This is a genomic window from Streptomyces sp. CG4, assembly GCF_041080655.1.
In the GTDB taxonomy this organism is placed as follows: Bacteria; Actinomycetota; Actinomycetes; order Streptomycetales; family Streptomycetaceae; genus Streptomyces.
Window position 1 is genome coordinate 4865381 of record NZ_CP163525.1, and the last position, 13945, is coordinate 4879325.

Sequence of the window (13945 nt, forward strand, 5' to 3'; positions counted from 1 at the left end):
AGTCTGACGCCGGAGCTGGCCTGAGGGGCCGTGCACTGTTGCCTAGAGCACGCCATTCAGCTTGCCGATGTCCCCTCCGCTCCATGGGCAGCCGCCGCCTGTCATGCATCCAAGTGGAAGCGAGGTGAGGATGGTGCCGGAGACACAAGAGCTCGGCACGACCGAGGCGAGCAGACGACACCAAGATCCCCGACAGAGTCAGCGTCGGTGAAGTCGCCGTCCGGGCCCCTGCGTTGTGTCACAGGTGTTGCGACGGGGGCGCCAGCGTAGTGACAGCGAACTGCCACCTCAACTGTCACGGCCCGTCGGTAGAAAGAAGGGGAGAGAACGGGCCGCCGGCCGGTTCGCAAGGCAGAAGGAGAAAGCCATGGACAGCACCCTGTCGCAGCTCGCCGAGGAGATGCAGGCGCTGGAGTCCGAGACCTTCGAGATCACCGACTACGCCGACAGTGGCGAGGTCATGATGGACTCGTCGTGCTCCTGCACCAGCTCCAGCACCACCAGCTCCACCAGCTGCTGCGCCTGATCTTACGATCCGTGCGGGGTGCGCCTCATGGCGCACCCCGCACGTTTTTTGTGTTACTTGAAGGCGATCTGGGCGTAGCCGTACGAGTTGGCCGGGCCGGTGACGCCGATGTAGCAGCCGTGGTCGACGGAGGAACAGTCGACGGTGCGCTGCTTGCCGTCGGTGCCGAGGCCGGAGAACGACTTGTGCACCGTGACCTTCGCGGTCACGGAGCCCTTGGCGTCGGTGGTTGCCTGCTGGACGGTCGCGGTGTCGCAGACGCCCTTCTGGTCGACCATCGCGCACTCCTCGACCTTGACCGCGGCACCGCCGCTGAAGCCAGCCGCCGAAGCGGTCACGACGGCGCCGTCCGACAGGCCGTTGCCCGGGGTGACGGTGACCGCGGGCCCCACGGCGAATGCGGAGGAAGCGCCGGCTATCAGCAGGCCCGCGGCGGCAGTGCCGATTGCGGCGGTCTTCCAGGAGCGAGTCAGGTTCGCCTTCATGGTGAGTCCTTTCAGTTCATCGCTAACGTGCTAAATGCACCGGATTTTCTTGCAAGCAGCGCCTTCTTGCCCGGCGCTGCGGTCTGTCGGAGCCTCTAGGGGCCGTCGAGCAGCGTGCGCAGGTTCGTCACATAGGTGTCGAACGCGAGCCGCCCTTGGGGAGTCAGCGCGATATGGGTCACAGGGGTGCGCCGCTCATGGGTCTTGGTCACCTCGACGTACTCGGCTTCTTCGAGCTTGCGGAGGTGGGTGGACAGGTTTCCGGCGGTCATGTCCAGCAACTTCTGGAGACGCGGGAAGGTGATGCGGTCGTCCGGTGCCAGCCCGGCGAGGGCCACCATGACCTTCAGCCGTGCCTGGGCGTGGATGACCGCGTCGAGTTGCGGAAGTCCCTGATCCTGCGGGGAGTTCACCGGATGCCGTCTCTGCCGCGCAGGGTGTGGCAGAGCGCGGCTGCCAGAAAGCCGCCACCGCCCGCGAGGGACAGCACCAGGAAGTTGCCGGGCACCCCGGCGAACACGCTGCCCGCCGCCGAGGCGAGCATCCACAGGCCCAGGCCGTACTGCAGCCGGTCGCGCCAGATGACGCCCCCGGCCATGTAGAGGAGGCCGGTCAGGGTGAGCGAGGTGCCCGACCAGAGCAGAACGACGGAGTCGTGGGAGAGGCCGCGGCTGCTACTGATCTCGACGTTCACCGCCACCAGTGCGGCGAAGCCGGCCATCCACGTGAAGCCGTACATCGCGCCCATGGCCTGGGACGGTCCTCTGATGCCCTGGCTGCGGCGGATGCCGTGGGCCAGCGACACTGCGATGGCGCCGACGAGCAGGACGGCGAGGACCAGCCCGGCCACCCACAGCGGGACCACCGGTTCCGCTCCGGCCTGCGCCGCGTAGAAGGCGCCCCATCCCACGGTCCACGCGATGCCCCAGGCGCCGAACAACTGGGTCGAGTTGATGCCGAGTTCCTGGCGCACCTTCTCGGCCTGCCCCTGGATCACGGCCAGGGACTGCGCGGCCGTCATAGGGGACTCGTCCTGGCCGGGCGGCCCCTCTTCCTTCTGTGCGGCGTTCACGGGCTCCTCCTTCGTCTGCTTCGTCAGCGGGCTGTGCCGGCCTGGAACCGCCGGACGGCAGCGAACGATACGACGAGCAGCCAGGCGACGAGGACGAAGGCCGCGATCCCGGTCCCCGAGCTCTTCATGACCGCGCTCCGGCCGACCTCTCCCATCCAGTAGGTGGGCATCGCCTTGGCGACGTAGACCATCCAGTGGGGGAGGATCCGCAAGGGGACCCACAGGCCGCCGAGCATGCCGAGCGGCATCATGATCCCGCCGGTGATCGCCTGCACGCTGCTGCCCGTGGTGAACAGGCCGAGGAGGATGCCCAGCGCGGCGAAGGGCAGGCAGGCGAGCCAGAGACCGAGGACGATGTGGGTCCACTGGAGCGCGCTCAGCGTGGTGCCCTGTGCGGCGGCGATGCCGCAGATGAGCAGGATGACCGGAAGTCCGACCAGCACGCTGGAGACGGCCTTGACCGCCAGATAGCCCGAGCCGCTGAGCGGCGTGAGCCGCAGCTGGCGCTGCCAGCCCGCGTCGCGCTCGGCGGCGATGCGGGTGCCGGCGAACAGGGAGGCGGACATGGCGCCGTAGGCCGCCATGTTCACCATGGTCAGCTCTCCCGAGGTGACCCCGGGGGCGACCTCCTCGGCGCCGTAGATCCCGGCGAACAGCAGGTACATGGCGACGGGCATCGCGATGGCGAAGGAGGTGAACCGGGGGTTGCGGACGATCCGCTTGATCTCGAAGGCGAAGTACGTCGCGTTCATGACGGGGTGTCCTCCCCGGCGTCCTGGGTCAGTGCGACAAAGGCCTCCTCGAGGCCGTGCGCGGTGATCTCGATGTCGGTGGCCTGCGGGAAGGCGGCGAGCAGTGCCCGCATTGCCGTGTCGGAGTCGGCGCAGGACAACTCGGCACGGTCGCCGCGCAGTTCGGCCGACGTGACGCCGGGCAGTGCCGCGAGGCGCTCGCGGGTCGCGCCCGGGACCACCGCGCGCAGCATCCGGCCCGAGACCGCGGCGCGGATCTGTGCCACCGAGCCGTCGGCGACGATCCGGCCGCTGCGCATGAGGATCACGCGGTCGGCGAACTCCTCGGCCTCGGCGAGGTAGTGGGTCGCGAACAGGACGGTCCGCCCCGAAGCGGTGAACTCGCGCATCGACGCCCAGAAGGCGCGCCTGCTCTCGACGTCCATCGCGGCCGTCGGCTCGTCGAGCACCAGCAGGTCGGGGTCGGCGACCAGGGCCATGGCGAAGTGCACCCGCTGCTTCTGGCCGCCGGAGAGCTTGCGCCCCCGGCGGTTCGCGAGGTCGGTGATCCCGGCGCGTTCCAGGGCTGTCGCGGTGAGCAGCGGGCGGGCGTACATGGACGCCAGCACGCCGACCGTCTCGGCGACGGTCGCATCCTCGAGCAGCGCGCCCGACTGGAGCATGGCGCCGACGTCGCCCGTGGTCACGGCCTCACGGACGGGCCTTCCGAAGATCCGGACCTCGCCGGCGTCCGGCGTGGTCAGTCCGAGCAGCATGTCGATCGTGGTGGATTTGCCCGCACCGTTGGGCCCCAGCAGGGCGACGACCTCGCCGCGGGCGACGGTCAGCGTCATACCGTCCACCGCACGGACCTTGCCGTGGCTCTTGGCCAGTCCCGTCACGTGGATCGCTTCGTCGGGGGCGGGGATCGCCCCCGACGAGGGTGGCGCTTCGCGCAGTGCACTCATAAAGATGTTTGTATCACAAACTTCATTGTGCTGAAAAGGGCGTGTGCGGGCTGAACGCCCGTCAACACGCCCCTGATGCCGAGCGATTAAGGGAACGGATGGGGGACGCGGTGCAGGTCAGCCGGGGTGAGGTCGTCCGTACGCCAGCCCGCCTGCCGGTAGGCGGAGAACATCCGGGGCATGTGCAGCGCGCGCTGTTTCTCCCAGCCGAAGTCGATCGGCAGCAGCCCCGGGACGATCACGCACGCGGTGCTCAGCCCGACAGCCTCCTGCTCCGGCGTCGTCTGGTCGACGACGATGACGTCGGAGCCCGCCCGCTCCAACACGCCCTGGCAGAACCGCAGATCGTCCAGCAGGTCACGAGTGCGGGGCCGCTGCTCCTCCCAGGACGCGTACAGCGACTCCACCGGCTGCGCGGTGCGCGGGCGCAGATAGCGCTCGGCGTGCCGGGCCATCTCCGGCAATCCGTAGAGGGCAGAGTGGTCGCGCAGGACACGGACCCGGGAGAAGTCGCCGGCCATCGCCTCCAGTTCGGCCCTGCGGTTGCGGGTCCTGCGTGGCACAGCGGGGACATAGGTGATGATCTCGGACAGGGCGCCCTCGATGGCCTTCTCCGGGTCCAGGCTCGCGCCGGAGGCGAAGCAGAGGGCGCCGAGGCCGCCGTCGCGGCGTACGGCCACGCCGGTCACCGCGGGGACGGGGAGGTCGATGCGGTTGTCGAACAGGCGGATGTCGTAGCCCTCGAGCCCGGCACGGTGGACCATGGCGTGCAGCGTGGCGTTCCGCGAGCCGCTGATGTCGATCTCGGGCAACTCCGCGCCGCCGTACCAGCCCAGCACGAAGGCGTCCCGCTCGATGAGTTCGAGCATGCCGAACAGGATCGCCTCCTCCAGGCAGCTGCCGATGGCGCAGCCGTTGGAGCTCTCGAAGACGAACCGGTCCGATTCCGCACGGTCGTTGTAGTAGCACAGCCTCGTCGGCACGAGCAGGGGACGGTCGTCGCGCAGCGAGTACCCCCAGGTCCAGGGGATCGCGCGGGTCTCGTCGAAGGGGGTCAGGAGCGGGTGTTCACAGTAGGTCTCCTCGGGGTAGACGCCGCACGTCCGCGGGTCCAGGGCTGCTTCGCCGAGGTTGCGGTAGGAGTCCATGACCACCGCACCGGCCCGGCGGCGGTGCGTGCCCGCGTACCGCTCGAGGCCCTCGAGCAGAGCCAGACCGCGGCTGGTCGCGTAGCAGTCGGCCTGCCCGGTCCACGAAACCTCCAGCAGGCCGCTGTAGCCGCGCATCTGCACGGTGCCCACCACCGGTGCCGTGGTGGTCCAGCCGATGTCCATGGCCGGAGCGCCGCCGATCACCCCGCAGACGCTGTTGGCCAGCGCCTGCTCGGGCAGGTCGTACGACTCGGCGGGCCGCAGCCGGTACGCCCCGGGGTGCTCCTTCTCCCGCGACGTCAGCCGGATTTCGGGCGCGGACTCCGTTTCCTGCGTGAGCGAGCAGGAGGGGCACAGGGGCTCACGCACAATCGGCACGTCGTGGGTGGCCAGCGTGGCCAGGTCCAGCAGCGACACCCAGGTGCGGCCCGGCCCGGCGGTCCCGGGGCCGGGCGGCAGGTGCGGCGGGTCGAGGCGCACACGCTGGTGCATCGCCCAGACGGCGTCCACGTGCCAGGGCAGCAGCAACGGCCAGTCGCCGGCGGGCCGCAGGAGGCCACCGGTCTCCAGGGCGATGCGCTCGTACTCACCGCGCAGCCGCTGCCACCGGATCGCCAGGCAGTGCCCGCACGCGTCGGGGGCGGAGCCGTCGCGGGTCCACGGCCCGACGAGGACGGCACGGGCGGTCACATGGATGCGGGCCGTTGCGCGGGCATCCGGCTCGGGCTCCGTGACGTCCGAGTCGCCCAGGGCCACGACCTCCAGCGGCAGTTGGCCGACTGCCGAGCACCGCAGCGCGAGCTCGCTCGCTAGCAGCTGCCGGGCCGCCGACAACGGTTCTGCTGTCAGCGCACTCACTTTTCCCTGCTCCACCTGAAGAACCTGACCGAGAACAGACCGAACACCGCGGCAAACGCGACGAGCGCGGCACAGGCGAGCCCCACCGTGCCCACGCCGCGCACGCCGGTGAGCGAGCCCGCGATGCCCTCGCCCATGTACCGCAGCGGCAGTACCGAGGAGATCGCCTTCAGCCAGCCCGGGAAGGCGTCGAGCGGATAGAACGTGCCGGACACGAACGCCATTGGCATCATCACACAGTTGGACACCGCGCCTACTGCCTCGGGCGAGCTCACGTACGAGCCGATCAGCAGGCCGATGACGAAGAACGCCGTGATCCCGCACAGCAGCACCGGGATCGTCAGCGGCCAGGTGCCCGCCAGGTGGAGGCCGAACACGGGCAGGCTCGCGACGGCCACGAACAGTCCCGCCTGCACCAGGCCCACGCCCACGGTGAGCACGTACCGCGCGCCCAGGACCGTCACCGAGGACACCGGTGTCATCCGGATCAGCCGGATCACCTCGTCACGGCGCCAGTGCATCATCGTGTAGGCCACGCCGAACAGCGCGCCGTTGCCGATGCCGTAGGCGACGATGCCGGGGCCGATGTAGTCGATGTAGTGGTGGCCGTTCTTCAGCGCCTGCCCCTTGAAGACCAGGCCGAGGGCCACCAGGAAGATCAGCGGGAAGACGAAGGAGAAGAAGAGCGTCACCTTGTCGCGGACGAACGCCCGGTATGTGGCGGCGGACAGTGCGCCGTACCCGCTCAAGCCGTAACTGCTCATACCTGGAATTCCGTTCCGGTCAGCTGGAGGTAGACGTCCTCCAGCGTTGCTGTGCGCGTCTGGACGCCCTGCAATCCGGCGAGTTGTTCGACTGCGGCCAGGACCTGTCCGGGGATCGTGGTGGTGAGGACCACCGCGCCGCCCTCGATGTCCACGCTGTCCACTCCGGCGATGCCGCGGGCCGCGTCGAGCGAGATCCGGTGCTGCGGGACCAACAGCCGGGTGCTGCTGCCCACCAACTCCAGCAGGCTGTTAGGGGTGTCGAGCGCGACGACCCCGCCGCGGTTGATGATGGCCACGCGGTCGCAGAGCACCTCAGCCTCGTCGAGGTGGTGCGTGGTGTAGACGATGGTGCGCCCCTGGCTGCGGATGTCCCGCAGCAGCTGCCACAGGTCACGCCGGGCCTGGGGGTCCAGGGCGGCGGTCGGCTCGTCCAGGAAGATCAGTTCCGGTTCGTGGGTGAGCGCACTGGCGATGGCCAGGCGCTGACGCTGGCCGCCGGAGAGCTTCTTGACGCGCGTGTCCGCCTTCTCGCCGAGCCCGACCCGTTCCAGCGCCTCCCGGGCCCGCTGCGGGGCCATCCCATAGAGCCGGGCGACCGTCGTGATGTGCTCGATCGCGGTGAGGCTCTCGAAGAACGCGGACGCCTGCGTCTGCACGCCGAGCCGCGGCAGCAGGTCCCGGTTGCGCGGCCACGGGCTCTGCCCGAGGACCTGCACCATCCCGGAGTCGGCCCGGCGCAGCCCCTCCATGATCTCTATCAGGGTGGTCTTGCCAGCCCCGTTGGGGCCGAGAATGCCGAAGAACTCGCCGTCGGCAATCTCGAACGAGACGCCGTTGACGGCTGCCACCCCTTTGTACTGTTTGCGTACGTCTTGCAGTGAGACAACAGGTTGCGACATTCCGCTCCCTAAGCAGTGATGAGATTTCAGGAAAGGGCCCGTGCGGCCAGGAGCCAGCCGCCGAGGATCAGGACCGACCACACGACGAGCAGCGACAGTAGGTATCCGAGGTAGGCGAACCTCGCCCACCCGGGATAGCCGCCTGCTCCGCGGCGCCGGGCGAAGCGGATGCTTTCGTCGGCGAGGTCCATCACGTTGAGTGCGTGGCTCAGCGCGATGTAGCCGTCGAGCTTGGGGAACGGCAGCAGGTTCGCCAGGGCTCGTAGACTGGCCAGCAACAGAGTGGCGGACAGGGCCTGGCGGACCGTGTCCCCCACGGGTGCCCAGGTCCGGCACGCGAAGAGCGGCAGCAGCACCAGCAGGTTCACGAAGACCCCCGCCAGTGCGGTGATGACCCGGTGCCGCCGCGGACCGAAGAACCGCGAGTCCTCCACCGCGCAGTAGAAGTAGACGAACGGCAGCCGCCAGCCCACCCCGATCGCATCCGAACGACCCCCGAAGTGCCGGCACGCCAGGCCGTGCGCCAGCTCGTGCAGACCTGAACTGGCCGTGGTGAACAGGAAGATGCCGACCAGCACCGCGATGCCGGGCAACGGCCGGCCGGCCAGGTCCCGGACGTCCCGCAGCAGGGCGCCGCCGTCGGCGGCCAGCGCGAGCTCCATCGCGCACACCGCCACGGCCGGCAGGGCGAGGACGTACCACCGCAGTACCGGCCGCAGCCGGCGGTGCAGCACCTCCAGCAGACGCGACGGATCGCCGAACGCCCGCCGCCCCCGCCACGGCGACGACGGTACGGCCGCCGCCGCGGCAGGGGCCGCCACCCGGGCGGGCAGTCCCTCGAGCAGGCCGCGCTCCGTGAGCAGCCGGATCAGCTGCTTCCAGCCCGGCTCGCCGAGCACGCGACCGAAGTGAGCGGCGTACTCCTCGCCCACCTCGGCGAGGGTGCGCCGCCCGTCGAGCCGGGAGAAGACGAAGTGCTCGCGTACGCCGATCTCGTACGTGCGCCCGCTGTCCGGGTCGTGGATCAGGTGCAGATACGAGGCCCCCCGCAGCAGCCGGGGGCCCAGGCGCACGCCCCGGCGCAGCGCCGGGGCCCACTCCAGCAGGCTGCCCGCCGTGCTCACAGGGCAACCGGCCCGGCCGCCGGCTCATCGAGCGCCCGGGCGAGGATGTAGGAGAGGTAGATCTCGTCCGGGATCGTGACATAGAGCCGGTTGTTGGTCATGTGCATATACGGGGTGAGGAGCCGCTCCAGGGCCTCGTCGGGGTCGGTAACGGGCGCCTCGCCGTCCCCGTCCCAGGCGTGGAATGTCAGGTCGCCGCGCACGGCCAACCTGGTCACCCTCTCGCGCAGTTCGGCGCAGTGGGCGGCCCAGGCGCCGACGAACCCGGGCAGGGCCTCGGCGGTGCCCTCGTCGAAAGCGCGCCGGATCTCCGTGAACCGGCGCCTCAGGCCGTCGGCCATGGAGGTGTAGCTGCGCTCGTAACCGTCCTCGCTGATGAACTTGGTGCCGGTGAAGGCGTCCTGCCAGAACTCGTGGTAGCGCCGCAGGTACTCCGCCGTCGCGGTCGCGTCCTGCCGGAAGACCGTCGACATCACCATCATCAGCTGGGCGGAGACGCCCAGCAGGACGGTGCGGACGTGCAGGTTCATCCGGCGGGTGAGGTCCATGACGAGGTCGCTGGAGCGCTGGAAGTGCCATTCGGCCAGGGCCACTCCGGGCCCACCGCCGTACTTGCCGTACTCCGGCTCGTACGGCTCGTAGCTGAAGGTGTTGTTGGCCCGGAAGCGCTCACGGTCCTCCAGGGCCAGGGATTTCTGGTCCTCGTCGTCGCTGTACTCGAGCTCGTACAGCACGTCGTAGAACTGGGACAGGTAATCGGTCTCCTGGACCTCGTACAACGCGGGCCGGGTACGCAGGAAGTGGGTGATGTGGTGCTCGGCGCGTTCCCTGATCTCGTCGCAGACGTCCGCGGAGCGGGGCTTGAGGCGGATGCGGACGTGGGGGCCGCCGAACCAGTAGTTGATGAAGAAGTGACCGTCCAGCAAATCCCGTTCGGTGAGCTCACGGATCAGGGGTTCGACGCACTGGGTGATGACGGGGCGCGGGCTCGCGGCGTAGAAGACGTGCAGCGCCTGCCAGCCGCCTGGGTCTGAGACGGGCTTGTTGGTGAGAAAGGTGCTGTTGTCCATCTCAGTTCACTTCCACGACGTATTCGGTGACATGGCGGCCGACGCTCGAGGTCATGTCCAGGTCGTCCTCGGCCGGCAGCATTTCGCGGAACACGACGCGTTCGCCGTTCCGCTTGAGCAGGGACTCGAGCGCGGTCAGGGACAGGTGACTGGTGAAGTCCACGTAGTGCGGCTTGGACTGGCCGCGCCATGCGCCGGGGTCCGTCTCGTCCTGATGCGCGGTCCGGTGATCGACGGTGGCGAAGACCTGGTCGGGCAGGTCGTGCGTGCGCTGCCAGCGCCGCCACTGGAGGAACCAGCCCGCGTCGGTCGCCTCGGGTTCGCGCTTCGGCAGCGCCTCCGCGGCGACCGTCCATCGGCGGCGCGCGACCACGACGTTGCGGTAGCGCACGCGTGGCCGTACGGCCACTCCTCCCTCGGTGATCTGCTCGGGCACTCCGCCCCAGATGTCGAGCGTCATCATCGGCGTCGGCGAGAACAGAGTAAGGATGCGGGGGATCTCGGGCAGGGCGAGGGGGAACAGGTAGCCGAGGTAGACCGGGATGACCTCCTTGTCCAGCCGTCGCGACCGCAGCATGACCCGGTCCTGCTCGTTGCAGTGCACCACGTACAGGTCCGCGAGCGGGATCCGGCATTCCTCGGGGGCGCTGGTGGACTCGCCCGGGCACACGATGACGTACGGCGTCAGACGGCCGTGCAGGTTCAGGTTGGTCGTCGCGATGCCACCCGTGATCTCCGCGAACACCGCGTCCGGGGGACACGACTCGGACATCGAGGCGCGCAGCCCTGCCGTGAACTCCTCGGTGCCGGGCGCGTCGAAGCAGTGGGTGAAGCGCGAGAAGGGGAAAGAGAGCCCGCTGTAGGACCGGTTCAGGACGGCCAGCGGTCCCCCGGCGTCACGGCCCAGCTGGAGGAACCAGCTGCGGGGCCTGAAGTCCGGTGTGATGCAGGCGAGTTCGGCGGCCACCTCATCGACGATCTCCTCGCCGATGCGCACCTCGTCCGCCTCGCTGCCGCCCGCGAGCTCGTGTATCCGCCGGGCGAACAGCTGCCGCCCCTTGTCGACGGAGGTGATCTCCGGGAGCCGCATCCAGTTGCTCTGCGGCACGTACGTGCCGTCCTCCTCGAACGGTTCGTACCGCCCGGACCAGCGGGAGTACTGGTGGTAGATGTCCTCGTGGAAGTCGTGGACGAGGCTGAGCACGTCGTCGCACCGGCCGCCCCGGCCGAACCGCGACACGAAGAACCCCTTGAGGGTGAGCCGGTGGCAGACCAGGGAGTCGAACGCCGGGAACACCCGGCTCAGCGCCTCGAGCGCGTCCCCGAAGGTGTGCTGCCACTCCTCGCGGTTCCACAGCACGGGCTCCCGGCCGGCCGAGCAGTCCTCGTAGACCAGCGTCACGGGCAACGTGGCGTCGGAAGCGCCGAGGTCGGACAGGATCCGGAGGAGATCCTGGCGAACGGCCGCGAGGAGCTGCCGTCTGCCCGCCACGTCGGCCACCCGGTAGGCGTCCAAGGCCTCGGCCGGGCGGTTGAGCTGCGCCGCGAGGCTGCGCGCCCAGGGGTACTCCAGCCCGTCCAGCTGGTCGCGGAACGCCCGCAGCGGGTCGTGGCTGTGCAGGTCCAGGTGCAGGGACGGGACCTGGAGCAGGCCGAGGCGCAGCAGGACCGCGACGTAGCGGTCGTACTCGAGGGCCGGAATGCCTGTCTCCTCGCTCAGCCGGTCCAGCAGGTCGCCGTAGCGGATGTCCGGGTGGGCCTCGGTGATCGTGAAGACGCGGTCCAGTGTGCCCGTCTTCCGCAGGAAGAACAGACTGTCGCGGACGGTGTCGAAGCTGACCGTGGCGTCGTCGTCTCCCGTGGTGACAGTGCGCCGGACGTACCGGATGCGGTCCAGGTCGTCCAGCCGCCACCCCGCGGTGAGCCGCACCGGCAGGTCGAGGCGGAGCGTGTCGTTCTCGGTGATCAGGTCGGCGATCCGGCCCAGCACCACGATGTTGAGCCGCGGGTGGCTGCTCCACCCGTCAACCGGCGCCGTGCGCCGGGGACCGCTGTCGCCGTCGGTGAACCGGCCGAGGGCGAGTCCGGTGAACGTGCTGAACGGGCTGGTCTTGCAGGCCATCCGGGAGAGGTACTCCACCAGGGAGCGCTCGATCCGACGCTCGCTCTTGCCGAGCTTTCCACCGTGCTTGCGGACGTACTTGTGGAGGTACGTGTCCAGCGACGGCGACGCGAGCAGCAGCGCCTTGCGCAGCCCGGCGTCCCCGGCGAGCCCGGCGAGATGTGCCCGCGCGGCGCCGAGCTCGGTGCGTACGGTCTCCTCGCCCTCGGTGTGCAGGTCCTCGAGGGCGAGCCGAGTGGCAAGCCACTCGGTGACGAGCCGGGCAGGTGCGGGCTCGAGCGCGGCGGCGAGGCCGCGGACCGCATCCGCGTCGCGCGGCAGGCGGTTGTTGAACACCTGCCGCCGCAGCTCGACCAGCGCGCGCCGAGCACCGGTGTCCTCGGTCTGCTTGACCACGTCGTGGAGCAGGTCACTGACGTGCGCGCCGAGCGCGAGGAGCTCCTCCTCGCGCTCCAGCACGGCGGCAGCCCACGCGGCGCTCCGCGGGGAGCGCAGGCCACGCATCGTCTCGATGGGGGCTCCGGCGATGCGCAGGATGAAGGTGTCGCCGGGGCGGCGGGTTTCCGTCACGGTGCGTTCCTCTGCTTGTCCCATGGTTCAGGCGATCTCGTAACGGAAGTCCGCGGTGTCCGGGCGCTCGTGTCCGATCAGCAGGATGACCAGGGGCGCCTCGTCGGTCGACCTGAGCCCGAGCTCCTGGATATAGGCGCGGTTGTCGAAGCCGAGCGCGGCACCGCAGCCGATCCCCAGCCCGGCGCAAGCCGTGTACACCGCCTGCGAGACGGCCCCGATCTCGGCGTTGACCAGCCGCATGCCCCGTGCGCCCAGCGCGTCGACCGCGGTGAGCGCGCGTGCGGCCGGCACGATGACGGCTCCGGCCAGCTCCAGGTTGTAGTTGTCGAGGAAGTAGTGCTCCTGAAGGAACCTGCCCTGCGGTCCGGTCTTGACGGGCAGCAACGCGTTCTGCTCGGGGTCGAATTCGTAGCTTCCGGGGGCGATGGCCTCGACGTTGTTCACGAACACGTAGGACTTAGTGAGCCCTTGTGCGCCGACGTCGGCCGCCAGCGCCCCGGCCCGGGCACCGGCGAGCGCGGTGGCGAGCTCCTCGGGGGTGAGGGCGTGGTCCGGGGTGAACCGGCCGAAGCTGCTGGTGCGGCGGCGCAGTGCCTCCCGGACCGGGAGGCCCAGGGAGCGTGGCGGCGGCAGCGGTATCGCCGGACCCTGGCCCCGCACCTCGGGCGCCGCGGCCTTCGCAGCTCCGGCCGGCGGGCGCACGGCGGCGTTCTCGAGCGTGGCGGCGTGGACCTCGTCACCCATCTCGAACCCGCGGGTGTGTTTGGACAGTTCGGAGTCCGCCAAGCGCACGCGCGGGGCGGCGGAAGCGAACGCCGGGTGCTTTCCCTTCCGTTCGGACCGCCAGCGCAGGGGGATAACGGCGAAGACGCCCTCCTCACCGTCGGGCAGTCCGAGGAGCCGGGTCAGGCGGTGCTCGTCGAACCACAGGACGGGCTCGACGTCCAGGCCATGGGCACGGGCCCACATCCGCCAAGTCTGCACGATGGTACCGATGTCCATCGAGACGACGTGGTAGCTGAAGTTGCCGTATTTGAAGGAGTTCTGCCAGAACTTGATGCCCAGCACGAGGTACTGGTCGGTGTGGTCGGTCAGCGCCGGGTCGCCGACGGCCTCCCGCACCTCGCCGGTCACGTCGCCTGCCAGCAGGCGCTGCATGGCGTGGTGGGGGGACGAGTAGTGGTAGACCCCGGGCAGCAGCGGACCGCCCGGTCCGGCAGCCCAGTAGACGCTCACCGGGTAGCGGGCGCCGCCCGAAGCGGTGCCCCTGGCCCACCGGGCCTGGGGATAGCCGGGCAGGGTGGGCACGTCGTAGTTGGCGTGCACCGCGAGACGGCGGCCGATACGCCCGTAGGAGTCGAGCAGCATCCCGCCGAGCGTGTCGAGGGTGAACCCGCCGGCTCCACCGCCGTCGGCGAGGCCGTCCTGCAGCGTTGCGCTGGCGGTGAGCTCACCGGCAGGCAGGGGGATCGTTTCGGCGCCGGGATAGAACTTGCCGTCCCGGGGCGCGTCGGACCAATCGGGGTCGAAACCGGGCGGCTGCATGCCGTCCCGGCCGCGCTGGATCACTGCGTTCACGTATGCGTGTGCGGCATTCAT

Annotated in this window: 13 protein-coding genes; 1 reads left to right on the forward strand and 12 read right to left on the reverse strand. The window is 69.8% G+C overall.

Going from position 1 to position 13945, the window contains the following annotated elements; all coding sequences use genetic code 11:
* Positions 1–367: 367 nt before the first annotated feature.
* Positions 368–526 (forward strand): thiazolylpeptide-type bacteriocin, encoded by a 159-nt coding sequence (locus tag AB5L52_RS21965; RefSeq protein WP_351575781.1) that lies wholly within the window; start codon positions 368–370, stop codon positions 524–526.
* A gap of 53 nt (positions 527–579) precedes the next feature.
* Here AB5L52_RS21965 and AB5L52_RS21970 read toward each other — a convergent pair whose 3' ends face one another.
* The 12 genes from AB5L52_RS21970 to AB5L52_RS22025 form a co-directional block, all read right to left on the reverse strand.
* Entirely contained in the window at positions 580–1011 is a 432-nt protein-coding gene (locus tag AB5L52_RS21970; RefSeq protein WP_351575778.1) for an enediyne antibiotic chromoprotein, read from the reverse strand.
* Between the two features lie 95 nt (positions 1012–1106).
* Positions 1107–1424, reverse strand: coding sequence for a transcriptional regulator (locus AB5L52_RS21975; protein ID WP_351575775.1), 318 nt, complete (start codon positions 1422–1424; stop codon positions 1107–1109).
* Complete coding sequence (locus AB5L52_RS21980) at positions 1421–2083, reverse strand: hypothetical protein (protein WP_351575773.1); 663 nt, start codon at positions 2081–2083, stop codon at positions 1421–1423. The genes AB5L52_RS21975 and AB5L52_RS21980 overlap by 4 nt, the downstream gene beginning before the upstream one ends.
* 23 nt (positions 2084–2106) lie before the next feature.
* Positions 2107–2835, reverse strand: a complete 729-nt coding sequence (locus tag AB5L52_RS21985; RefSeq protein WP_351575770.1) for an ABC transporter permease — start codon at positions 2833–2835, stop codon at positions 2107–2109.
* Positions 2832–3782 carry an ABC transporter ATP-binding protein gene (locus AB5L52_RS21990; RefSeq protein ID WP_351575767.1) on the reverse strand — a complete coding sequence of 317 codons (951 nt, stop codon included), beginning with the start codon at positions 3780–3782 and terminating at the stop codon, positions 2832–2834. Before AB5L52_RS21990 ends, AB5L52_RS21985 begins: the two co-directional genes overlap by 4 nt.
* Before the next feature lie 86 nt (positions 3783–3868).
* Complete coding sequence (locus tag AB5L52_RS21995; protein WP_351575764.1) at positions 3869–5791, reverse strand: TOMM precursor leader peptide-binding protein; 1923 nt, start codon at positions 5789–5791, stop codon at positions 3869–3871.
* Positions 5788–6540 carry an ABC transporter permease gene (locus AB5L52_RS22000; RefSeq protein WP_351575803.1) on the reverse strand — a complete coding sequence of 251 codons (753 nt, stop codon included), beginning with the start codon at positions 6538–6540 and terminating at the stop codon, positions 5788–5790. The genes AB5L52_RS21995 and AB5L52_RS22000 overlap by 4 nt, the downstream gene beginning before the upstream one ends.
* Before the next feature lie 11 nt (positions 6541–6551).
* Positions 6552–7457 carry an ABC transporter ATP-binding protein gene (locus AB5L52_RS22005; protein WP_351575761.1) on the reverse strand — a complete coding sequence of 302 codons (906 nt, stop codon included), beginning with the start codon at positions 7455–7457 and terminating at the stop codon, positions 6552–6554.
* A gap of 26 nt (positions 7458–7483) precedes the next feature.
* On the reverse strand, positions 7484–8581 hold the full coding sequence (locus AB5L52_RS22010; protein WP_351575758.1) for a peptidase M50: 1098 nt from the start codon (positions 8579–8581) through the stop codon (positions 7484–7486).
* Entirely contained in the window at positions 8578–9651 is a 1074-nt protein-coding gene (locus AB5L52_RS22015) for a lantibiotic dehydratase C-terminal domain-containing protein (protein ID WP_351766087.1), read from the reverse strand. Before AB5L52_RS22015 ends, AB5L52_RS22010 begins: the two co-directional genes overlap by 4 nt.
* A 1-nt stretch (position 9652) precedes the next feature.
* Complete coding sequence (locus tag AB5L52_RS22020) at positions 9653–12343, reverse strand: lantibiotic dehydratase (protein WP_351575752.1); 2691 nt, start codon at positions 12341–12343, stop codon at positions 9653–9655.
* Between the two features lie 27 nt (positions 12344–12370).
* Complete coding sequence (locus AB5L52_RS22025) at positions 12371–13945, reverse strand: SagB family peptide dehydrogenase (RefSeq protein ID WP_351575749.1); 1575 nt, start codon at positions 13943–13945, stop codon at positions 12371–12373.

Coding starts and splice junctions, on each gene's coding strand:
- AB5L52_RS21965 (WP_351575781.1), top strand. CDS start 368: ATGGACAGCACCCTGTCGCAGCTCGCCGAGGAGATGCAGGCGCTGGAG.
- AB5L52_RS21970 (WP_351575778.1), bottom strand. CDS start 1,011: ATGAAGGCGAACCTGACTCGCTCCTGGAAGACCGCCGCAATCGGCACT.
- AB5L52_RS22015 (WP_351766087.1), bottom strand. CDS start 9,651: ATGGACAACAGCACCTTTCTCACCAACAAGCCCGTCTCAGACCCAGGC.
- AB5L52_RS22025 (WP_351575749.1), bottom strand. CDS start 13,945: ATGAATGCCGCACACGCATACGTGAACGCAGTGATCCAGCGCGGCCGG.
- AB5L52_RS22005 (WP_351575761.1), bottom strand. CDS start 7,457: ATGTCGCAACCTGTTGTCTCACTGCAAGACGTACGCAAACAGTACAAA.
- AB5L52_RS21985 (WP_351575770.1), bottom strand. CDS start 2,835: ATGAACGCGACGTACTTCGCCTTCGAGATCAAGCGGATCGTCCGCAAC.
- AB5L52_RS21990 (WP_351575767.1), bottom strand. CDS start 3,782: ATGAGTGCACTGCGCGAAGCGCCACCCTCGTCGGGGGCGATCCCCGCC.